This window comes from Streptomyces sp. NPDC031426, assembly GCF_055581585.1.
In genome coordinates this window covers 106,371-126,049 of sequence record NZ_JBVIJE010000013.1, presented here as the reverse complement: position 1 = coordinate 126,049, position 19,679 = coordinate 106,371, and the positions used below count along the sequence as shown (strand labels likewise).

The window sequence follows — 19,679 nt, the reverse complement described above, 5'->3', positions numbered from 1 at the left end:
GAGGGCGCATGGTGCGAGGTACGACGGCCCGGACCGTGCTCGTCGCCGCGACCGTCGCCCTGCTCGCCCTGCTGTTCCCGGCATCCGCGGAAACCTTCACACCTGCGCACACTCTCAGTGAAGCAACAGCCAAGGCCGAGGCCGGAACCACATCGGCCGAACAGCCGGAGGGCGACGAGCCGGACGCGTTCCGCGGCTCCGCCTCCCGCTGCGCGCGGCAACACCCGCCGATAGCCGGCCGGGCAGCCGGTACCGGCCCCGCACACACACCCGGCACCGCGCACGGCCCGGCCCCCAGAGCCTCCAGAGCCCACGCCCCGGCAGCACTTCAGGTCTTCCGCTGCTGACAGGCGCTCACCTTTCCCCCCACAACCGCCGTTCAGGTCCGACGCGCCGCTCCGACGCGCCAGGAGGAACCACATACATGCAGCCCCTCATCGACAACGCCCGTACCTTCGGACAGCGCCCTGAGGAGTTCGCCAAGCTCGCCGAAGGCCAGTCCCCGCAGGTGCTGTTCATCACCTGCTCCGACTCCCGGGTCGTCCCGGCCCTGATCACGGGCGCCCGCCCCGGCCAGCTCTTCGAGCTGCGCACCGCGGGCAACATCGTCCCGCCCCACACCTCGCAGCACCCCACCAGTGAGGCAGCCACCATCGAGTACGCCGTGGAGGTGCTCGGCGTCCGGGACATCGTCGTCTGCGGTCACTCGCACTGCGGTGCCGTCGGCGCGCTCGTGCGCGGCGACGACCTGACCGCCGTACCCGCCGTGCGCGACTGGCTCGCGCACGCCACCCCGCGCCCGGCCGGCCAGGCCGAGGACCCGGAGGTCGCCATGGGCGTACAGGCCCACGTCCTGACCCAGCTGCTGCGGCTGCGCTCGTACCCGTGCGTCGAGCGGAAGCTGGCGGAGGGCCAACTCGGCCTGCACGCCTGGTACTACGAGGTGCACACCGGCGCCGTACGGGCGCACCGCCCGCAGACCGACACCTTCGAGTCCCTGTGAGCGCGCCGATGACCAGCAAGAACCTCATATCCCGGTTTCCTTGTGCGCGGCAGGACTTCGCCGCCTCCCTCGTGGTCTTCCTGGTCGCGCTGCCGCTGTGCGTGGGCGTGGCCGTCGCCTCCGGTGTCCCGGCCGAACTCGGCCTGGTCACCGGGATCGTGGGCGGCCTCGTCACCGGGCTGATGCGGGGCAGCAGCCTGCAGGTGTCGGGGCCGGCGGCCGGCCTGACCGTGCTCGTCCTCGAGGCGGTCAAGGAGTTCGGGCTGCCGGCCCTCGGCGTGATCGTCCTCGTCTCCGGACTCCTCCAGGTGGCGATGGGCCTGCTGAAGCTGGGCCGCTGGTTCCGGGCCATCTCGGTCTCCGTCGTCGAGGGCATGCTGGCCGGAATCGGACTGGTGCTCATCGCCGGGCAGTTGTACCCGGCGCTGGCGGCCAAGGCCCCCGACTCCGGCCTGGGCAAGATCGCCGGGTTGCCCGGGGCGTTCCTGGACGCCCTCGGCGACGGCAGGGCGGTGGCCTCGCTCGCGGTGTGCGCGGGCACGATCGCGGTGCTGCTGCTGTGGCAGCACCTCCCGGCGAAGGCGCGGACGCTGCCCGGCCCGCTGGCCGCGGTCGGCCTCGCCACGGTGGCCGCGTTCGCGCTGGACCTGCCGGTGGCCACGGTCGAGGTGCGGGGCCTGCTGGGCTCGGTCCAGCCGCCGCCGCTGAGCGCGTTCGGCGAGCTGGCGAGTACCGGCATGCTCGGCACGGTCGTCGCCTTCACCCTGATCGCCTCCGCCGAGTCGCTGTTCAGCGCGGCGGCCGTGGACCGGCTGCACTCCGGGCCGCGCACCGAGTACGACAAGGAGCTGCTCGCGCAGGGCGCCGGCAACGCGGTGTGCGGCCTGCTGGGCGCACTGCCGATGACCGCGGTGATCGTGCGCAGCGCGGCCAACGTCCAGGCGGGCGCCCGTACCAAGGCCTCCCGCGTCCTGCACGGCGTGTGGCTGCTGCTGTTCGCCGCACTGCTGCCCGACGTGCTCGCCTACATCCCGATCCCGGCGCTCGCGGGCATCCTGATCCACTCGGGCGCCAAGCTGGTCCCGGTCCGGGCGCTGGCCGAGCTGTGGCGCGAGCACCGGGGCGAGGCGCTGATCATGGCGGTGACGGCGGTCTCGATCGTCGCGGTCAGCATGTTCGAGGGCGTGCTGATCGGCCTGGCGATGGCGGTGGTCAAGACCGCCTGGCAGGCCTCGCACATCAGGCTGGAGGTCGTCGACAAGGGCGCGGGCCCGATCGACGCCTGCCTCTCGGGCAACGCGACCTTCCTGCGGCTGCCGAAGATCCTGGACAGCCTGGAATCGCTGCCCCAGGACCGCCCGGTCCGCCTGGACCTGTCCGGCCTGCACCATCTGGACCACGCCTGCCGTACGGCCCTGGAGAACTGGGCCGCGCGGCACAGCGCCGCGGGCACGGAACCGGTGCGGGTCACGACGCCGGCCCGCTGACGTCCCCTGTCTCCGGGCCGGGATGCCGACGCCCCTCGGCACCCCGGCCCGGTCCCCGGGCTTGTGGCTTCCGCCCCACCCCGGGGCATATGGTTACAGCAGCGGACGAAATCGGACCTCTCCGTGAGGAGGTCACCATGCTCCAGGAGCTGCTGGGCGCCGTGGCGGCGGCGGGTTCGGCCGCCGTGGTCTACCTGGCAATGGCGGCGCGGGTCGTCAAGCAGTACGAGCGAGGCGTGCTCTTCCGCCTCGGCCGGGTGGTGGGAGGCGAACGCCAGCCCGGTCTGACCCTGGTGATCCCGTTCGTGGACCGGCTGCACAAGGTCAACATGCAGATCGTCACCATGCCGATCCCGGCCCAGGAGGGAATCACCCGCGACAACGTCACCGTCCGGGTGGACGCCGTCGTCTACTTCCGCGTGGTCGACGCGGCGAGCGCCCTGGTGAAGGTCGAGGACTACAAGTTCGCGGTGTCGCAGATGGCCCAGACGTCCCTGCGGTCGATCATCGGCAAGAGCGACCTGGACGATCTGCTCTCCAACCGCGAGAAGCTCAACGAAGGCCTGGAGCTGATGATCGACAGCCCGGCCGTCGGCTGGGGCATCCAGGTCGACCGGGTCGAGATCAAGGACGTCTCGCTGCCGGACACGATGAAGCGGTCCATGGCCCGCCAGGCCGAGGCCGACCGGGAACGCCGGGCCCGGATCATCAACGCCGACGCCGAGTACCAGGCCTCCAAGAAGCTGGCCGAGGCGGCCCAGCAGATGGCCGACACCCCGGCCGCCCTCCAGCTGCGGCTGCTCCAGACGGTGATGGCGGTGTCCGCCGAGAAGAACTCCACGCTGGTCCTGCCCATCCCGGTGGAGCTGCTGCACTTCCTGGAACGGGGCAACCAGCCGGCCGCGCCGAACGGCGACGGCACACCCCGCCTGGAGAAAGGCGAACAGCAGGCCGTGCCGAACGAGGGCGGAGAGCCCCACTCCGGATAACGTGCCGGGCATGCGCAGAAGCTGGGTGATCGCCGTGGCCGCGATGGCCTTCGCCGCGGGCTGCGGGGACGGTGTCGAAACGGCCGCCGCGCCCTCCCCCTCCCCCGCCGCCGCCCGCCGGATGACCGTCACCAGTACGGCATACGCCGACCGCGGCACCATCCCGCGCCGGTACACCTGCGACGGCGCCGACGTCTCGCCTCCGCTGTCCCTCGCCGGCGTACCCGCGGGCACGGCCTCGCTGGCCCTGCTCCTGCGGGACGCCGACGCCGCGCACGGCAGGTTCACGCACTGGCTGGTGTGGGACATCGACCCGCACACCAGGCGGCTGTCCGCCGGGGAGCATCCGCGGGGGGCGGGCGAGGGCCGCAACGACTTCGGGAGGACCGGGTACGGCGGTCCGTGCCCGCCGCGCGGTGACCGGGCGCACCACTATGTCCTCACGGTCTATGCCGCGGACCGCCGTGTGTCGCCGGGCGCGGGAGCCACGTCTGCGGATCTGCTGCGGGCGCTGTCCGGGCACACGCTCGCCGTGGGCGTGTTGATGGGCCGGTACGGGCGGGGGTAGTCACCGGCGCCGCGCAGACGCACGACCAGGGATCCGGAGGGAAGGTGCCCATGGCGAAGAAGAACGGCAGGGACCTGCGGGAGGCGCTGCGTCTCCCGCCCGGTGAGCCCGTCGAACTGGACGCGTACGACACGCGGGCCACACCCGGTGCCCCCGGTGGGAAGAGGACGGCCCTGCAGGACACCGCGCGCACGGGAAAGCGGCTGGCCGAGTTCCAGGCGCGGTTGTGGGCGGCGAGCACGGCGGGGGACCGGCGGCGGGTGCTGGTGGTGCTCCAGGGGATGGACACCAGCGGCAAGGGCGGCACGGTCAAACACGTCATCGGCCATCTCAACCCGGCCGGCTGCCGGATCCGGGCGTTCAAGGCGCCCACCGAGGAGGAGCGGCGGCACGACTTCCTGTGGCGGGTGCGCCCGGCACTGCCCCGGCCGGGCGAGATCGGCATATTCGACCGCTCCCACTACGAGGACGTGCTCATCGCCCGGGTCCGGCATCTCGCCCGGGCCGCCGAGATCGGCAGCCGCTACGGCCTCATCAACGACTTCGAGCGGTCCCTCGCCGAGGACGGCGTGACCGTGATCAAGTGCTTTCTGCACATCTCCCGCGAGGAGCAGCGGCGCCGCCTGCTGCGCCGCCTGGACCGCCCGGACAAGCACTGGAAGTTCGATCCCGGCGACATCGACGAGCGCGCGCTGTGGCCCGCCTACCGGGAGGCGTACCAGCTGGCCGTGGAGCGCTGCGCGGCGCCGTACGCGCCCTGGTACGTGATCCCGGCGGACCGCAAGTGGTACCGGAACTGGGCGGTCGGCCGCCTGCTGCTGGAGCATCTGGAGGAGCTGGATCCGCGGTACCCGAAGGGCGACTTCGACGTGGCGGAGTGCCGGGAGCGGCTGCTGAAGGGGCCGTAGCGGGGTACCCGGCGGCCATGCGGGAACAGCGGCAGATCACCGACTCGTACTGGCTCCGGACCGCAGCGGGGCCGCCCCGTCCCCGGCTGAGCGAGGACCTGGACGTGGATGTGGCCGTCGTCGGCGCGGGCATCGCCGGACTGAGCACCGCGTACGAACTGGTCCGGGCCGGGCTGCGGGTGGCGGTGCTGGAGGCCGGGCGGGCCGCGGCCGGGGTCACCGGACACACCACGGCCAAGCTGACCGCCCAGCACACCCTCGTCTACGACCGGCTGCGGCGCACCCGCGGACCCGAGGGGGCGCGGCTGTACGCCCGCTCGCAGTCGGAGGCGATCGAGCACGCGGCGGCGCTGGTGGCCGAGCTGGGCATCGGCTGCGAGTGGGAGACCCGGGATGCGTACACGTATGTGCGGGACCGGTCGCGCGTGGACGAGGTGCGGGCGGAGGCGAAGGCGGCGCGGGAGGCGGGGCTGCCGGCCGCGTTCACCACGGAGACCGGGCTGCCGTTCCCCGTGGCGGGCGCGGTCCGGGTGACCGGACAGGCGCAGTTCCATCCGGTCAGGTATCTGCGGGCGATCACCGACGATCTCGTGGCGCGCGGCGGTCAGCTGTACGAGCGGACCCGGGTCGTCGGGCTGCAGGAGGGCGGAGTGCCGTGCCGTCTGACCACCGAGGCGGGCCACACGGTCACGGCGCGGGACGTCGTTATCGCCACCCACTACCCGGTGTTCGACCGGGCGCTGCTGTTCGCCCGGCTCGCCCCGCGCCGGGAACTGGTGGTGGCGGGCCCGCTCGGCGCGGGCCCAGACCCGGAGGGCATGTACATCACGCCGGAGGAGAACACCCGCTCGGTGCGCACGGCGCCGTACGGCGCGGACGGGCAGCGGCTGCTGGTCGTCACCGGGGAGCACTTCACGCCCGGCACCGGCGATGTGCGGGCCGGCTTCGACGGACTCGCCGCCTGGGCCGAGGAGCACTTCCCGGGTGTGGCCCTGGACCACGCCTGGGCCACCCAGGACAACGACTCCACCGACACCGTGCCGCTGGTCGGCACCTTCCACCCGGGCGCCCGGCACACCTACGTCGCCACCGGCTTCGGCGGCTGGGGCCTGAGCGGCGGCATCATGGCCGGGCTGCTGCTGACCTCGCTGATCACCGGGCGGGACTGCGCCTGGCGCGAGCTGTACGACCCGCGGCGGCTGAAGCCGGTGGTGCGCGAGGTGCCGTCGCTGCTGAAGACACAGGCGGAGGTGGCCCGGCACTTCGTCGGCGACCGGCTGAGGCCGCCGGCCTCGGTGGACGGCCTGGCGCCCGGCGACGGGGCGGTGGTGCGGGCGGACGGCGGCCGGCTCGCGGTGCACCGGGACGACGAGGGCGCCCTGCACGCGGTGTCGGCCCGGTGCACCCACCTCGGCTGTCTGGTCGCCTTCAACCGGACCGAACGCGCCTGGGAGTGCCCGTGCCACGGCTCGCGCTTCGACGTCGACGGCGCGGTGCTCCAGGGCCCGGCGGTGCGGCCGCTGGAACAGCGGGAGATCTGAGGGCCGCCGCGCGGGTGACCGTAATGCCGCGCCATGGAACATATCGCCATACAAGCGGTCATCGAGACCTACGTTCATACGGTGATCACTCGACTACGCCATATCAGCGCCCTCGGTGCCCTGGGCCTGGCCCTCGCCGCCTGCGGTACGGCGAGCCACCCGGACGGTGTCCACCGGACCCCGGCCAGGCCGTCCGTCGCCGCCTCCCCGTCCGCCTCGCGGCCGCCCGTGCTGGCCCCGGGTCCCGGCGGCCTGACCCCGGTCTTCGAGCACGGCCCGCGCACCCTGGGCAAGACCGTCGCGCTGACCTTCGACGCCGACATGACCGCCGACCAGGGGCCCCGCGCCGCCGCCGGCGAGCACTTCGACAACCCGGACCTCATCGGCACCCTGCGGGCGCTGAAGGTGCCGGCGACGATCTTCATGACCGGCCTGTGGGCCGACCAGTACCCGACCGAGGCCAGCAGCCTCGGCCACGACCCGCAGTTCGAGGTCGCCAACCACTCCTACAGCCACTACGCGTTCACGGCCGACTGCTACGGCCTGCCCACCGTCGCCCCCGACAAGATGCGCTCGGAGGTGGAGCGGGCGTACGCCTCCCTGCGCAAGGCGGGCGTGCCGCACGCGCTGCCGTACTTCCGCTTCCCCGGCGGCTGTTACGACCGGCGGGCGCTGCGCGCGCTGAGCGGGCTCGGGGTGACCGCGATCCAGTGGGACGTGCTGAGCGGCGACGCGTTCGCCACCGACGCCGACGCCGTCACCAAGCAGGTGCTGGACGGGGTGAAGCCCGGCTCGGTGGTCGTCATGCACTGCACCCGCAGCGCCGCCCCGACCACCGAGCGGGTCGTCCGCGCGGTCGTACCGGAACTGCGCGGGCGCGGCTACCGGTTCGTGAAGGTCTCCGAGCTGATCGGCGAGGCCGGCGGGCACCGCTGACGGACCTCCGGAGCCCGCCGGGCCGCCGTGTGCCATGGGCGCCGGCTCGGGGTGACCGGCTCGCTCAGGGGGACCGCCGGCCGGCGAGCCGGCCGGCCAGGGCGAAGGCCACGGCCGTGAGCAGGGCCGCCCCGGACAGCGGCAGCAGCGGCACCGGCGCGCGGCCGGTCTGCGAACCGGTGACCGTTCCGGGGGTGACGGTGAGGTCGACGCCTCTTGACACCCAGGGGCCGCGGATGCCGTGGCGGCGGCCTACGGCGGTCAGTCGCAGGTCACGCTGCATGCGGACATTCCGGTCCGGTCCCGGCTCGGGGCTTGGTCAGCTTGCCGGTCGGACAAAACCGCCCGCCCCTTAAGGTTGGCTGGTGTGAGCCATGTTTCAGCCTCCACCGAAGACAGCCCCTTCCAGTCCGAGCGCAATCCGCGCGACGAGGCGCCCCAGTTCGTGCTGCCCCTCGTCGTACGGATCGAGAAGAGCGCGCCCCCGGCGCGTACTGACGCGCTGGAGACGGCCGCCCGGGCGGTGCTGGTGCTGCTCGGGGACGAGCGGGCGCACGGGGACGGCGAGTGGGCCGAGGCGGTGCGGAGCTGGGAGGACGCACGGATCCGCAAGGTCGCGCGGCGGGCCCGGGGCGCCGAGTGGCGGCGGGCCGAGGCGCTGCCGGGGATCACGGTGACCGGCAAGTCCGCGCAGGTACGCGTGTTCCCACCGGTCCCGCTCGACGGCTGGCCCAAGGACCTGGCCAAGCTCCAGGTGTCCGGCACCGAGCTGGACGACCCGGAGCCGCCCGTCGCCGCCGACCCGGCCCTGCCCGTGCTGTGGCTGAACCCGGAGCTGGAGATGTCGGCCGGGAAGGCGATGGCGCAGGCCGGGCACGGTGCGCAACTGGCCTGGTGGGCGCTGTCCGCCGCCGAGCGCACCGCCTGGCGGGACGCGGGCTGGGCACTGGCCGTCCGTACGGCCGACCCCGCCGACTGGGCACGGCTGGCCGGCAGCGGCCTGCCGACGGTGCGGGACGCCGGCTTCACGGAGATCGCCCCGGGAAGCTGCACGGTCGTCGCCGACCATCCGGCGCTGCCGACCGCACCCGACCGGCGCTGAAGCTCAAATGTTGCTCTGAACACGGCACGGAGGAGGTTCGGGTCCGGGCGCCGGGGCCATACCCCCGTCATTCGACGGCGGGGTTGGCTCGACGGAGGGGAGGCGCCATGCGGCGACTGGGCACGGGGATCGGCTGGCGGCCGGAGATCGCGGACGCCGTGGAGCACATGCCGGGCATCGACTGGGTGGAGGTCGTGGCGGAGAACGTCTGCCCCGGGCACCTTCCCGAGTCGCTGCTGCGGCTGCGCGAGCGCGGGGTGACCGTGGTCCCGCACGGCGTCTCCCTCGGCCTCGGCGGCGCCGACCGCCCGGAGGAGGCCCGGCTGACCGCGCTGGCGGAGCGCGCGGAGGCCCTCGGCTCGCCCCTGGTCACCGAGCACATCGCGTTCGTCCGCGCGGGCGGCCCGCTCACCGCCTCCCCGCGCCTGGAGGCCGGGCACCTGCTGCCGGTGCCGCGCACCAGGGACGCCCTGGACGTCCTCTGCGAGAACGTCCGCATCGCACAGGACGCCCTTCCGGTGCCGCTGGCCCTGGAGAACATCGCCGCACTGTTCTCCTGGCCGGGCGAGGAGCTGACCGAAGGGCAGTTCCTGTCCGAGCTGGTCGAGCGCACCGGCGTACGGCTGCTGATCGACGTGGCCAATCTGCACACCAACCACGTCAACCGGGATGAGGACCCGGCCGAGGCACTGGCCACGCTGCCCGTGGAGGCGATCGCCTACGTCCATGTCGCGGGCGGCTTCGAGCGGGACGGCGTCTGGCACGACAGCCACGCCCACCCCGTGCCGCGCCCGGTGCTCGACATCCTGACCGACCTGGCCTCCCGCACCGCGCCGCCCGGCGTGCTCCTGGAACGGGACGAGAACTTCCCCGAACCGGCCGAGCTGGAGGGGGAGTTGACGATGATCCGGGACGCGGTGGCGGCTGGGCGCACCCGGGCCGCCGGGAGTACGGGGGCCGGTGCCGCCGGTGGCTCGGCGGGCGGAGGTGTCGCCGTCCTGGCGCGGCCTACGGTCCGTGCGCGGGAGCGGCTCGCCGTCGCCCAGGCCGCCGTGCTGTCCTCGCTGGTGGCCGGGACGCCGGTGCCCGAGGGGTTCGACCGGGTGCGGATGGGGGTGCAGGCACGGGCGCTCGCCTCGAAGCGGGCGGACGTGGTGGCGAAGGTGGCGCCCGAGCTGCCGGTGATTCTCGGCGCCGGGTACCGGGCGGCGTTCCTGGACTACGCCCGGGTGCGGCCGATGACCGGCGGCTACCGACGCGACGCCCTGGATTTCGCCGGGCACTTGCTGAAAGTGAACCGACCGGAGGACCCGGGGGCTCGCCGACGGCTCCGTGCATGGTGGCTGGACCGGGCGGGTCCGGCACCGAGGTCGGGCGGACGGGTGGCCCGGGCGGCGCGGAGGGTGCTGCCGCGCAGGGCGTGACTGCCCCAGCTACGGCGCGAGTGCAGGTGTGGCGACGGCAACTGCCCAGGGGCGCGGGGCCGTATCGATACGCGGCTCCGCCGCGTGGGCGCGACCAGCCACGACGCACCCGCGGTCGCCAACGCGCCGCATCCCCGACGGCACCCATGCGCACCCCCGAGCCCGGCGGCAGCCAACCGCAGCCGAGTAATATGCCGCCCGCACCCCACCCCCCTGCACAGTCGCGTGCGGTGCGCTACAGGAGGCGTCATGCGACCCCGACCCCCCGTCAAGGGCCGAGGCATATTCAGCGGCACGGGCCTCGTCATCGCGGCCCTCGCGGCGACCGCGGCGGCGCTGCTCTACCCGCTCTGGTCGTACGCCGACCGCCAGAACCCGGCGGCCGGTGCGACCGTGCTGAGCACACAGACCGTGACGACCCCCTACGGCCCCCTGTCCGCACAGGACCGGGACTTCATCACCAAGGTCCGGCTCGCGGGGCTGTGGGAGCTGCCCGCCGGCGAACTGGCGGAGCGCAAGGGCACCACGGAGGCCGTCCGCACGGCGGGCCAGCACCTGGTCGACGGGCACACCTCACTGGACGCCCATGTCCGCACCGTCGCCACCCAGCTCGGCGTACCGCTGCCCAACGAGCCGAACACACAACAGCAGCAGTGGCTCGACACCTTGAAGACGGCACAGGGCCAGGACTTCGACCGCCGGTTCGTCGGCATCCTCCGGCTCGCCCACGGCCGGGTGTTCACGCTGGTCGCCGAGGTCCGGGCCGGCACCCAGAATTCCCTGGTCCGCGATCTCGCCGACGACGCGAACGCGACCGTCCTGGATCACATCAAGGTGCTGGAGGCGACCGGGTACGTCGACTTCGCGGCGCTCGCGAGGGAGCTGGCCGCCTCGCCCAGCCCCGTACCGACCCCGCCCGCCGTCGACCCGAGTGCCGCGGTGCCGGTCATCCCGTCGCCGGGCGAGTCGTACTCCCTGCCGCCCGCCACCACCAGCCCGCCGCCGGTGACGAGCGGCTCCTGACTGCCTGACCTGGGCGCGAAACGGAATGTCACAGGCCGCTAACACTGTGTCCGGATGATGAACAGGGCATGGCGCCAACCCAGGCCTCTGACATAGAAACACGTCATGTTCTGGGTCCTTCTCCTGTTCCTGGCCTGGGCTTTCGCCGGTACGGCGTGCACCCGGCTGTGCCTGGCGGCCGTCCGCGCGGCAGCCCTGGACGCGGATGCCGCGACGGCGGACCGGGAGCACGATCTGACGCTGTACGAGGCGGCCTTCCTCTCCGGCGGCCCGGCCCGGGTCGCCGATGTGACGATGGTCGCCATGGCCCGCCAGCGGCGCCTGCTGCTCGCGCACACCGGCTGGGCCACCGTGGTGGACCCCCAGGGGCGCGACGAGATGGAACAGTCCGTCATAGGGGCCATAGGTCCGGAGGGGCAGTCGCGCATCGCACCCGCGCGGGCCCGGGCGGCCGGTGCGGAGGCGGTGCGGCGGCTCGCCGACCGGCTGGTGCGCGCCGGGCTCGCCGTCCCCGACGGCAGCGGTGCGACCGTGGGCGCCGCCGTCCGCCAGGTGCGCGCCGCCGTGCCGGCCGTGGCGGTGCTCGGGGTGACCGCGCTGCTGCTGCCCATCCAGACCGGGACGCCACGGCTGCTGGTCGCAATGTGGTTCGCCCTGCCCCTCATCCTGTCCCTGAGCTGCCTGGCCATCGCCCGGTTCGAGGTGCACCCGTACTCGCGCTGGGCCTCCCCGGCCGGGCAGCGGCTGCTGGGCGCCCTGGTGCGCAGGCCGGCCGGCGACGAACGGTCGTTCCTGACCTCGGTCGCCGTACGCGGGATCCGCGCGATCGGCGAGCCGCAGCTGCGCGCCGCCTTCACCCACCGCGACCAGCCCTGGCGGGAGTGAGAGCGCCCGCGGGGTCTCCCCAGGGTCGTTCCAGGGGCGCATAGGGGGCATAGGTGCCGACACCGGCCGGATGGTGCTTGCCTTCTCCGAGAACCGAACGAAATATCCCTTTTGTTGTCGCCGGGGCGTGGCGGCCCTGCCATCGCCGCCGCCGCACCGAAGGGATACGCGATGAGAGCTGCCGCCCTGTACTCGGCCGCCGGGTCCTTGCTGCTGACCACTCTGGCCGTCGCCCCGGCGGGCGGTGCGGCCGGCGCGGTCGGGGAGCCCGCCGCCACGGCCGAGCTGCGCGGCACCGAGGTGGCCGCGGCCCGCGCCCGGGCGGCCGGCATCGACTTCGGCCCGTGTTCCGCCGCCGACGTACCTGAGGCGCCCCGCAATGTGCGGTGCGGCACGGTGACCGTCCCGCTCGACTACGCCCACCCGGACGGCACCCGGATCAAACTGACCGTCAGCCGGATCCCGGCGACGCAGAAGGACCCGCGCAACAGCAAGCGGAAGGTCCCCCGGCAGGGCGCCCTCGTCTACAACCCCGGCGGCCCCGGCGCGTCCGGCATGTACTTCCCGCTGAGCGGCGCGGTCCCGCAGTGGCAGCGGATCGCCGCCGCCTACGACCTGGTCGGCTACGCCCCGCGCGGTGTGGGCCGTTCGGCGCCGCTGTCCTGCGACGACCCGAAGCGCTTCGTCAAAACGCCCACCGCGGCGCCGGCCCACCCGACGGAGGCGTTCAAGCGGCAGCGCATCGCCGAGGCCAAGGCGTACGCGCGCGGCTGCGCCCGGCGCTCGGGGGGCAAGCTGCGCTTCTACACCTCGCTGAACAACGCCCGGGACCTCGATGTGCTGCGGGCCGCGCTGGGTGAGGACCGGCTGACCTTCGTGGGAGCGTCGTACGGCACCTACTTCGGCGCGCTGTACGCGGCCATGTTCCCCTCGCACGTACGGCGCATGGTGCTGGACTCGGCGGTGAACCCGGACCCGGCGAAGATCTGGTACCGCGACAACCTCGACCAGTCGGCCGCCTTCGAGGACCGCTGGGCGGACTTCCGGGACTGGATCGCCCGCCACGACGACGTCTACAGGCTCGGGAACACCGCGGCGAAGGTGGAGCGCAGCTACGACACCGCGGTCCGGCGCCTGGCCGCGAAGGCGGCCGGCGGGAAGGTCGGTCCCGGCCAGCTGCAGAGCGCGTTCCTGACGGCCGGGTACTACGACGACTTCTGGCCGGGCCGGGCCGAGGTGCTCTCGGCCTATCTGCACGGCAACCCGAAGCCGCTGGTCCGGCTGGCCACGCCGAGCGCGGAGACGGCCGCCGAGGCGGAGAACGGCAGCGCGGTCTACACGGCCGTGGAGTGCAACGACGCGCCCTGGCCCACGGACTGGAAGGTGTGGGACCGGGACAACACCCGGCTGGCCCGGGTGGCGCCGTTCGAGACGTGGGCCAACGCCTGGATGAACCTGCCCTGTGCGTACTGGCCGGCTCCCCGGCAGCAGCCGCTGGACGTGCGGACCGGGCCGGGTGAGCTGCCGCCGGTGCTGATCCTGGCGGCCGAGCGGGACGCGGCGGCGCCGTACCCGGGGGCGCTGGAGATGAACCGGCGGCTGGCCGGCTCGGTGCTGGTGACCGAGCGGGACGCGGGGACGCACGGGATCGGGGGCGGGCCGAACCAGTGCGTCAACGGGCACCTCGACGCGTATCTGCTGGAGGGGCGGGTTCCGGGGCGGCGCGCGTCGTGCGCGCCGCACCGGTTGCCTCCGGCGGCCGGGCCGGCGAAAGAGTCTCGGCGAGGCTCTCCGAGGGCCGGGCGGCGCTAGGAGGGCGCGGTTCAGGCCAGGCCGGCCACCAGGTCCGCGATGTCCTTGCGGCGGCCGGTGAAGAACGGGATCTCCTCGCGGACGTGCATGCGGGCCTCGGAGCCGCGCAGGTGGCGCATGAGGTCGACGATGCGGTGGAGCTCGTCGGCCTCGAAGGCCAGGATCCACTCGTAGTCGCCGAGGGAGAACGAGGCCACCGTGTTGGCGCGCACGTCCGGGTAGCCGCGGGCCATCTTGCCGTGGTCGGCGAGCATGCGGCGGCGGTCCTCGTCGGGCAGCAGATACCAGTCGTAGCTGCGCACGAAGGGGTACACGCTGACGTAGTCGCGCGGGGTCTCGTCGGCGAGGAACGCCGGGATGTGCGAGCGGTTGAACTCGGCGGGGCGGTGCAGCGCCATGTTGGACCACACCGGCGCGAGGGCGCGGCCCAGCTTGGTGCGGCGGAAGCGGTTGTACGCGTCCTGCAGCTGGTCGCTGGTCTCGGCGTGCCACCAGATCATGAGGTCGGCGTCGGCGCGCAGGCCGGAGAGGTCGTAGGTGCCGCGGATCGTCACGTCCTTGGCGGCGAGCTGGTCGAACAGCTCCTGGACCTCGTCGGCGTAACCCGCGCGGTCCTCCGGCAGTACGTCCTTCAGCTTGAAGACCGACCAGAGGGTGTAGCGGATGACCTCGTTGAGGTCCTTGGCCAGCTTGCCCTTGTTCGGGATCCTGCCGGACTCGGTGGTGGGGGCGTCGTCACTCATGGTCCCTATTCTCCCGCTCCGCCGTGGAGGCTCTGCACCGGGTTGGCCGCTAGCTCCCGGATTCCGCTCAGGTCGCCGCCGAGCTGGTCGACGGCCGCGTACGCGCTCGCGATGCAGGCCGGGATGCCGACGCCGTCGTACTGCGCGCCGCACACCGCGAGGCCCGGCAGCTCGGCGACGTGCGCGCGGATGCGGGCCACGCGCGCGTGGTGCCCGACGGGGTACTGCGGCAGGCCGTCGGTCCAGCGGGTGACCCGGGTCCGCAGGGGTACGGCGTCCAGGCCGGTGGCCTCGCGCAGGTCGTGCCGGGACACCTCGACGAGGGCGGCGTCGTCCCGCTGGAGGATCTCCGTCTCGCCGTGCCGGCCCACGGAGGTGCGCAGCACGAGCACGTCCGGGTCCTCCTCAGCGATCCAGCCCCATTTGCGGGAGGCAAACGTGGACGCCTTGATGGTGCGGCCGTCGACGGGGGGCACGAGGAAGCCGCTGCCCTCCGGGAGGTCGGCGTCCGCACGCCGGTAGGCGAGGGTGACCAGGGCCATCGAGGCGTACTCGACAGCGGCGAGTTCGGCCGCCGCGGCCGGGGCCTCGGCGCGCAGCAGGCCGGCGGCCGCACCGGCGGGCGCGGCGACGACGACCGCGTCCGCGTGCAGCACACGGCCGCCCGCGACCACGCGCCAGACCGTGTCCGGCCGCGCCGCCGCGAAGGGCTGCGTGAGCGGCGAGCCGTCGGCGCCCGCGCCTTCCGCCTCCGGCCTGTGCACCCTTCTCAGCTCCGTCACCGTGGTGCCGGTCAGGATCTCCCCGCCCCGCGCCCGCACCGACTCGGCGACCGCGAGCGGCAGGGTGCCGACTCCGCCCTCGATGCCCATGAAGACCGGCCCGGTCTGCTGGTTCGCCGCGGCCTTGGCCTGCATCTCGCGGACTGCCTCCGTGAGGGAGGTGTGGGTGCGGGCGGCCTGGAAGAGCTGGGGGACGGCCGAGCGCATCGAGATGCGGTACGCGTCGCCGGCGTACACCCCGCCGAGCAGGGGCTCGACGAGGCGGTCGACGACTTCGCGGCCGAGGCGTGCGGCCACGAACTCCCCCACGGCCACGTCGTCGCCGACCTCGGTGCGCGGCAGGTCGGCGTCGCGTTCGATGCGGGCGAGGCCCTCGTCGGAGAGCACTCCGGAGAGCGCGGCGGCGGTGCCGGGAACGCCCATCACATGGCCCTTGGGCATGGGTCGCAGGGCGCCGCGGGTCCAGATCGAGGCGGTCGCGGTGGCCGGCGGCCGGAGCCGCTCGGTCAGACCGACCTCGCGGGCGAGGGCCACGGCCTCGGGGCGGCGGGCGAGCATCGACTCGGCGCCGAGGTCGACCCGCACGCCCGCGATCTCGCCGGGGAGCAGCTTGCCGCCGACCCGGTCCGCGGCCTCCAGCACGGTCACGCGCGCGCCGCGCCCGAGCAGCCGGTGGGCGGCGGCCAGCCCGGCGACACCGGCACCGATGACGACGACATGCCCCGTGGGCGTACCCGTTGCGCTCATGCCCCCACTTTCTCAGACCCCACTGACACTCCGGCCAGGGCCTGAGGTCCCCCGCACCGGGGACCGTCGGCCGAACGTTCCGGCACGTCCGGCCGTCGTAGGAACGTCACAGGCCGCACAGCCCTCGGGGGTACCGCCCATGCGCACAGCACGTTCCGCACGACCCGCACGTCCCGCCGGGGCCCTGGCGGGGATCCTGCTCGTCGCCTCCCTCGCCCTCGCCGGGTGCGGCGGCGCCGCCGACGACAACACGGGCGGCGGCACCTCGGCGAAGTCCGCGGCGAACGGCGCCGACGTGGCCGCCGGCCCGCGCACGGCCGACGGCGCCGAGCCCGCGGCACCGAGGACACCGCGGCTCACCCAGAACGCGATCGCCCGGACCGCGTCCCTCACCCTCCAGGTGAAGGACGTGCCAAAGGCCCTGGACCAGGCCCGGACCACCGCTCAGGACGCGGGCGGCTACGTCGGCAAGGAGAGCACGAGCCGGGACGCCGGCGGCCATGAGCACACCCGGGTGGTGCTGCGGGTGCCCAGCGCGAAGTACGACGAGGTGCTCGCCGGACTCCAGGGCACGGGCCGGCTGATCGACCGCACGGCCCAGGCGGAGGACGTCACCGACCAGGTCGTGGACGTGGACAGCCGCGTCAGGTCGCAGCGGGCCAGTGTGGACCGGATCCGTGCGTTGATGGCCCGGGCGACCAAGCTGAGCGATGTCGTCGAGTTGGAGGGCGAGTTGAGCAGCCGTCAGGCCGACCTGGAGTCGCTGCTGGCCCGGCAGGCGTCCCTGAAGGACCGCACGAGCCTCGCCACCATCACGCTGTCGCTGTCCGAGACGCCGGTGAAGAAGGCGGCCGGTGACGACTCCCCCGGTGTCGTGGACGCCCTGTCCGGTGGTTGGCACGTGTTCGTGAGCATGCTGCGCTGGATCGTCCTGGCGCTCGGCGCCGCCCTGCCGTTCGCGGTGTGCGCGGCCCTGCTGACCGTGCTGTGGCTGCGGGTCGTACGGCCCCGGCTGCCGCGCCGGCCGGAGCCCGCGCCCGCGATGACCGCGCTGGGCCCGCTGCCGTCGGCCCGCCCCGCGCCGGAGTCCGCCGAGGAGCGGCCCGGCCGGGACTGACCTGCCCGCGCCCCGTAGCGTGGTGCCATGAGCGTGCGCGGTGGGCGTGGCGGGACGGAACGACTGGTCGTGATCGGCGGGGACGCCGCGGGGATGTCCGCGGCGTCGCAGGCACGCCGGCTGAAGGGGCCCGGCGAACTGGAGATCGTGGCCTTCGAACGCGGCCACTTCACCTCCTTCTCGGCGTGCGGCATCCCCTACTGGGTGGGCGGCGACGTCCCCGAACGGGACGACCTGATCGCCCGCACCGCCGAGGAGCACCGGGCGCGCGGGATCGATCTGCGGCTGCGTACCGAGGTCACGGAGATCGACGTGGCCGGAGCGCGGGTACGCGCGCGTGACGTCGATTCCGGCGCCGAGTCCTGGACGTCGTACGACAAACTCGTCATCGCGACCGGTGCGCGGCCGGTCCGCCCGGGCCTGCCCGGCGTGGACGCCCCCGGGGTGCACGGCGTGCAGACCCTGGACGACGGCCAGGCCCTGCTGGAAACGCTGGCACGCACGCGTGGCCGCAGGGCCGTGGTCGTGGGGGCCGGCTACATCGGCGTGGAGATGGCGGAGGCGCTGATCAACCGCGGCTTCGAGGTGACGGTCGTCAACCGCGGCAAGGAGCCCATGTCGACGCTCGACGCGGACATGGGCCGCCTGGTGCACCGGGCCATGGAGGGCCTCGGCATCACCATGGTGAACGACGCCGAGGTCACCAAGATCCTCACGGGGGAGGACGGCCGGGCCCGCGCGGTGGCCACGGAGGACGCCGAGTACCCGGCGGACGTCGTCGTCCTCGGTATCGGCGTCCGTCCGGAGACCGCCCTCGCGAGGGCCGCCGGCCTCCCCCTCGGCACGCACGGCGGCCTGCTCACCGACCTCGCGATGCGGGTGCGCGGCCACCGGAACATCTGGGCGGGCGGCGACTGTGTGGAGGTGCTCAACCTGGTCTCGGGCCAGGACCAGTACGTGCCGCTCGGCACCCATGCCAACAAGCACGGCCAGGTCATCGGCACCAACGCCGGCGGCGGTTACGCCACCTTCCCGGGCGTGGTCGGCACGGCGGTCAGCAAGGTCTGCGACCTGGAGATCGCCCGCACCGGTCTGCGCGAGAAGGACGCCGACCGGGTGGGGCTGCGGTACGAGACGGTCACCATCGAGTCCACCAGCCGCGCCGGCTACTACCCGGGCGCCTCCCCGATGACGGTCAAGATGCTCGCCGAACGCCGCACGGGCCGGCTGCTCGGCGTCCAGATCGTCGGCCGGGAGGGCGCGGCGAAACGGGTCGACATCGCCGCGGTGGCGCTGACCGCGCAGATGACGGTGGAACAGATGACGGCCCTGGACCTGGGCTACGCCCCGCCCTTCTCCCCGGTGTGGGACCCGGTCCTGGTGGCGGCGAGAAAGGCGACGACGAAGGTCCGGGTCTCCTAGGCCGTTCCGCTGATGCGGGGCAGAGCCGAGACGGCCGCCGGCGGCTGCTCCCCCGCCGGTTTCGCGTGCGTGGCGGTGGGCCGGGTCGACCGCAGCCGATAGCTGACCGCCTCGTCCAGTGTCACGGGCCGCTGCATCTGCGAAGCCAGCCGTCCGGCCTCCTGGCCGAGCCGTGCGACGTCCTCCCAGGGGAGCCGTACGACCAGGGAGATCTCCGCCTCGCCGTCGGGCAGCGCATGCATCGGAGGAATGATTCGTTCACTCATCGCCTGTCCTCACGTCGGTTGACGAGAGATACGCACACTCGTCCCGCGCCGTTCACCGATTCGCCCGCCGCATCCCGGGCACTACTTCTGTGTGGTCATCCCCGTCCATGACGTGAACCCGGTGCGCCGCACGCCCTGGGTGACGTACGCCCTCATCGCCGCGAACGTCCTGGTGTTCGTCACCACGCCCGGCATAGCCGGTTCCGTGGCCGGCGGCAGCGACCTGGCGCAGTTGTGCCATCTGCAGGCCTTCATGGACCACTACGCGGCGGTCCCCCGAGAGCTGATCCACCATCAGGTGCCCAGGCTGGTCCCGACGGGCGGCGTCGGTGTGGGCCCGCACGGCCCGGGCTGTGTCGTGGCGCCGCCGGCCTACGACAAGTCGCCGCCGCTGTCGGTCTTCACGGCCATGTTCCTGCACGGCAGCTGGCTGCACCTGCTCGGGAACATGCTCTTCCTGCTGATCTTCGGCAACAACGTCGAGGACCGGATGGGCCACATCCGCTTCTTCCTCTTCTACGTCGTCTGCGGTTACGCGGCCGGATACGGTTTCGCGCTGCTCAACGACAGCTCGGGCGACCCGCTGATCGGCGCTTCCGGTGCGATCGCGGGGGTGCTCGGCGCCTATATCGTGCTGTGGCCGAGGGCGCGGGTGTGGGTGCTCGTCCCGTTCCTGGTGTTCCTGCCGCTCCGGCTGCCCGCCTGGCTGGTGCTGGGCTTCTGGTTCCTGCTGCAGGCGGTCTACTCGTCCGGGCACGGCGTGTCCGGGGCGGGCACGGTGGCGTACGCGGCGCATGTGGTCGGATTCGTGGCCGGCATGCTGCTGGCCTGGCCGCTCAAACCCGGCACGCCACCCCCGCCGGAGCCGCGCGGCCTGCTGTTCGGCAGGCGGGCGCGGCCCCGTTACACCTGGTGAGTGGGACG

The 19,679-nt window shown here is 73.5% G+C and carries 20 protein-coding genes; 16 read left to right on the top strand and 4 right to left on the bottom strand.

What is annotated here, in order from left to right; translation table 11 throughout:
- The first annotated feature begins 8 nt into the window (after positions 1–8).
- The 8 genes from ACZ5NH_RS26570 to ACZ5NH_RS26535 all read left to right on the top strand — a co-directional run bounded on the left by ACZ5NH_RS26570 (position 9) and on the right by ACZ5NH_RS26535 (position 7,432).
- Positions 9–347, top strand: a complete 339-nt coding sequence (locus ACZ5NH_RS26570) for a hypothetical protein (protein ID WP_468778652.1) — start codon at positions 9–11, stop codon at positions 345–347.
- A 77-nt stretch (positions 348–424) separates the two neighbouring features.
- A complete protein-coding gene (locus ACZ5NH_RS26565; protein WP_451553887.1) occupies positions 425–1,003 on the top strand; it encodes a carbonic anhydrase in 579 nt (192 codons plus the stop codon).
- Positions 1,004–1,011: 8 nt separating this feature from the next.
- Positions 1,012–2,490 carry a SulP family inorganic anion transporter gene (locus ACZ5NH_RS26560; RefSeq protein ID WP_468778650.1) on the top strand — a complete coding sequence of 493 codons (1,479 nt, stop codon included), beginning with the start codon at positions 1,012–1,014 and terminating at the stop codon, positions 2,488–2,490.
- A gap of 137 nt (positions 2,491–2,627) precedes the next feature.
- Complete coding sequence (locus ACZ5NH_RS26555) at positions 2,628–3,479, top strand: slipin family protein (RefSeq protein WP_388624341.1); 852 nt, start codon at positions 2,628–2,630, stop codon at positions 3,477–3,479.
- A gap of 10 nt (positions 3,480–3,489) precedes the next feature.
- The gene (locus ACZ5NH_RS26550; RefSeq protein ID WP_468778648.1) at positions 3,490–4,047 is read left to right on the top strand and encodes a YbhB/YbcL family Raf kinase inhibitor-like protein; all 558 of its coding nucleotides are present in this window, start codon (positions 3,490–3,492) and stop codon (positions 4,045–4,047) included.
- Between the two features lie 50 nt (positions 4,048–4,097).
- Entirely contained in the window at positions 4,098–4,955 is an 858-nt protein-coding gene (locus ACZ5NH_RS26545) for a PPK2 family polyphosphate kinase (RefSeq protein ID WP_468778647.1), read from the top strand.
- Positions 4,956–4,972: 17 nt separating this feature from the next.
- The gene (locus tag ACZ5NH_RS26540; RefSeq protein WP_468778645.1) at positions 4,973–6,496 is read left to right on the top strand and encodes an FAD-dependent oxidoreductase; all 1,524 of its coding nucleotides are present in this window, start codon (positions 4,973–4,975) and stop codon (positions 6,494–6,496) included.
- Between the two features lie 81 nt (positions 6,497–6,577).
- Entirely contained in the window at positions 6,578–7,432 is an 855-nt protein-coding gene (locus tag ACZ5NH_RS26535; protein ID WP_468778643.1) for a polysaccharide deacetylase family protein, read from the top strand.
- 64 nt (positions 7,433–7,496) lie between these two features.
- Here ACZ5NH_RS26535 and ACZ5NH_RS26530 read toward each other — a convergent pair whose 3' ends face one another.
- Complete coding sequence (locus ACZ5NH_RS26530) at positions 7,497–7,715, bottom strand: hypothetical protein (RefSeq protein WP_468778641.1); 219 nt, start codon at positions 7,713–7,715, stop codon at positions 7,497–7,499.
- Between the two features lie 84 nt (positions 7,716–7,799).
- Between ACZ5NH_RS26530 and ACZ5NH_RS26525 the strand changes: the two genes are divergently transcribed.
- The 5 genes from ACZ5NH_RS26525 to ACZ5NH_RS26505 all read left to right on the top strand — a co-directional run bounded on the left by ACZ5NH_RS26525 (position 7,800) and on the right by ACZ5NH_RS26505 (position 13,678).
- The gene (locus tag ACZ5NH_RS26525; RefSeq protein ID WP_468778639.1) at positions 7,800–8,534 is read left to right on the top strand and encodes a peptidyl-tRNA hydrolase; all 735 of its coding nucleotides are present in this window, start codon (positions 7,800–7,802) and stop codon (positions 8,532–8,534) included.
- 107 nt (positions 8,535–8,641) lie between these two features.
- Entirely contained in the window at positions 8,642–9,958 is a 1,317-nt protein-coding gene (locus ACZ5NH_RS26520; protein ID WP_468778637.1) for an MbnB/TglH/ChrH family RiPP precursor modification enzyme, read from the top strand.
- 249 nt (positions 9,959–10,207) lie between these two features.
- On the top strand, positions 10,208–10,981 hold the full coding sequence (locus ACZ5NH_RS26515) for a DUF4142 domain-containing protein (protein WP_468778635.1): 774 nt from the start codon (positions 10,208–10,210) through the stop codon (positions 10,979–10,981).
- Between the two features lie 105 nt (positions 10,982–11,086).
- Entirely contained in the window at positions 11,087–11,866 is a 780-nt protein-coding gene (locus ACZ5NH_RS26510) for a TIGR04222 domain-containing membrane protein (RefSeq protein WP_468778633.1), read from the top strand.
- A gap of 171 nt (positions 11,867–12,037) precedes the next feature.
- Positions 12,038–13,678, top strand: coding sequence for an alpha/beta hydrolase (locus ACZ5NH_RS26505; RefSeq protein ID WP_468778631.1), 1,641 nt, complete (start codon positions 12,038–12,040; stop codon positions 13,676–13,678).
- An 11-nt stretch (positions 13,679–13,689) separates the two neighbouring features.
- Here ACZ5NH_RS26505 and hemQ read toward each other — a convergent pair whose 3' ends face one another.
- Together hemQ and hemG are read right to left on the bottom strand one after the other, a co-directional pair.
- Positions 13,690–14,421 carry a hydrogen peroxide-dependent heme synthase gene (gene hemQ / locus ACZ5NH_RS26500; RefSeq protein WP_388624371.1) on the bottom strand — a complete coding sequence of 244 codons (732 nt, stop codon included), beginning with the start codon at positions 14,419–14,421 and terminating at the stop codon, positions 13,690–13,692.
- Between the two features lie 5 nt (positions 14,422–14,426).
- Positions 14,427–15,950, bottom strand: a complete 1,524-nt coding sequence (gene hemG / locus ACZ5NH_RS26495) for a protoporphyrinogen oxidase (protein WP_468778628.1) — start codon at positions 15,948–15,950, stop codon at positions 14,427–14,429.
- A gap of 139 nt (positions 15,951–16,089) precedes the next feature.
- On the opposite strand from hemG, the gene ACZ5NH_RS26490 reads away from it, so the two are divergent.
- A complete protein-coding gene (locus ACZ5NH_RS26490) occupies positions 16,090–17,067 on the top strand; it encodes a DUF4349 domain-containing protein (RefSeq protein WP_468778626.1) in 978 nt (325 codons plus the stop codon).
- Positions 17,068–17,094: 27 nt separating this feature from the next.
- The gene (locus tag ACZ5NH_RS26485) at positions 17,095–18,489 is read left to right on the top strand and encodes an FAD-dependent oxidoreductase (RefSeq protein ID WP_468778625.1); all 1,395 of its coding nucleotides are present in this window, start codon (positions 17,095–17,097) and stop codon (positions 18,487–18,489) included.
- Here ACZ5NH_RS26485 and ACZ5NH_RS26480 read toward each other — a convergent pair.
- Positions 18,486–18,755 (bottom strand): hypothetical protein, encoded by a 270-nt coding sequence (locus tag ACZ5NH_RS26480; RefSeq protein WP_388624380.1) that lies wholly within the window; start codon positions 18,753–18,755, stop codon positions 18,486–18,488. The genes ACZ5NH_RS26485 and ACZ5NH_RS26480 overlap by 4 nt on opposite strands.
- Before the next feature lie 91 nt (positions 18,756–18,846).
- Here ACZ5NH_RS26480 and ACZ5NH_RS26475 point away from each other — a divergent pair, with 91 nt between their 5' ends.
- Positions 18,847–19,671, top strand: coding sequence for a rhomboid family intramembrane serine protease (locus ACZ5NH_RS26475; RefSeq protein ID WP_451557099.1), 825 nt, complete (start codon positions 18,847–18,849; stop codon positions 19,669–19,671).
- Positions 19,672–19,679: the final 8 nt, after the last annotated feature.

What these genes read in the sequence shown, in the direction of transcription:
- ACZ5NH_RS26570 (WP_468778652.1), top strand. Translation starts at nt 9, where the DNA reads ATGGTGCGAGGTACGACGGCCCGGACCGTGCTCGTCGCCGCGACCGTC.
- ACZ5NH_RS26565 (WP_451553887.1), top strand. Translation starts at nt 425, where the DNA reads ATGCAGCCCCTCATCGACAACGCCCGTACCTTCGGACAGCGCCCTGAG.
- ACZ5NH_RS26560 (WP_468778650.1), top strand. Translation starts at nt 1,012, where the DNA reads ATGACCAGCAAGAACCTCATATCCCGGTTTCCTTGTGCGCGGCAGGAC.
- ACZ5NH_RS26555 (WP_388624341.1), top strand. Translation starts at nt 2,628, where the DNA reads ATGCTCCAGGAGCTGCTGGGCGCCGTGGCGGCGGCGGGTTCGGCCGCC.
- ACZ5NH_RS26550 (WP_468778648.1), top strand. Translation starts at nt 3,490, where the DNA reads ATGCGCAGAAGCTGGGTGATCGCCGTGGCCGCGATGGCCTTCGCCGCG.
- ACZ5NH_RS26545 (WP_468778647.1), top strand. Translation starts at nt 4,098, where the DNA reads ATGGCGAAGAAGAACGGCAGGGACCTGCGGGAGGCGCTGCGTCTCCCG.
- ACZ5NH_RS26540 (WP_468778645.1), top strand. Translation starts at nt 4,973, where the DNA reads ATGCGGGAACAGCGGCAGATCACCGACTCGTACTGGCTCCGGACCGCA.
- ACZ5NH_RS26530 (WP_468778641.1), bottom strand. Translation starts at nt 7,715, where the DNA reads ATGCAGCGTGACCTGCGACTGACCGCCGTAGGCCGCCGCCACGGCATC.
- ACZ5NH_RS26520 (WP_468778637.1), top strand. Translation starts at nt 8,642, where the DNA reads ATGCGGCGACTGGGCACGGGGATCGGCTGGCGGCCGGAGATCGCGGAC.
- ACZ5NH_RS26515 (WP_468778635.1), top strand. Translation starts at nt 10,208, where the DNA reads ATGCGACCCCGACCCCCCGTCAAGGGCCGAGGCATATTCAGCGGCACG.
- ACZ5NH_RS26510 (WP_468778633.1), top strand. Translation starts at nt 11,087, where the DNA reads ATGTTCTGGGTCCTTCTCCTGTTCCTGGCCTGGGCTTTCGCCGGTACG.
- ACZ5NH_RS26505 (WP_468778631.1), top strand. Translation starts at nt 12,038, where the DNA reads ATGAGAGCTGCCGCCCTGTACTCGGCCGCCGGGTCCTTGCTGCTGACC.
- hemQ (WP_388624371.1), bottom strand. Translation starts at nt 14,421, where the DNA reads ATGAGTGACGACGCCCCCACCACCGAGTCCGGCAGGATCCCGAACAAG.
- hemG (WP_468778628.1), bottom strand. Translation starts at nt 15,950, where the DNA reads ATGAGCGCAACGGGTACGCCCACGGGGCATGTCGTCGTCATCGGTGCC.
- ACZ5NH_RS26490 (WP_468778626.1), top strand. Translation starts at nt 16,090, where the DNA reads ATGCGCACAGCACGTTCCGCACGACCCGCACGTCCCGCCGGGGCCCTG.
- ACZ5NH_RS26485 (WP_468778625.1), top strand. Translation starts at nt 17,095, where the DNA reads ATGAGCGTGCGCGGTGGGCGTGGCGGGACGGAACGACTGGTCGTGATC.
- ACZ5NH_RS26480 (WP_388624380.1), bottom strand. Translation starts at nt 18,755, where the DNA reads ATGAGTGAACGAATCATTCCTCCGATGCATGCGCTGCCCGACGGCGAG.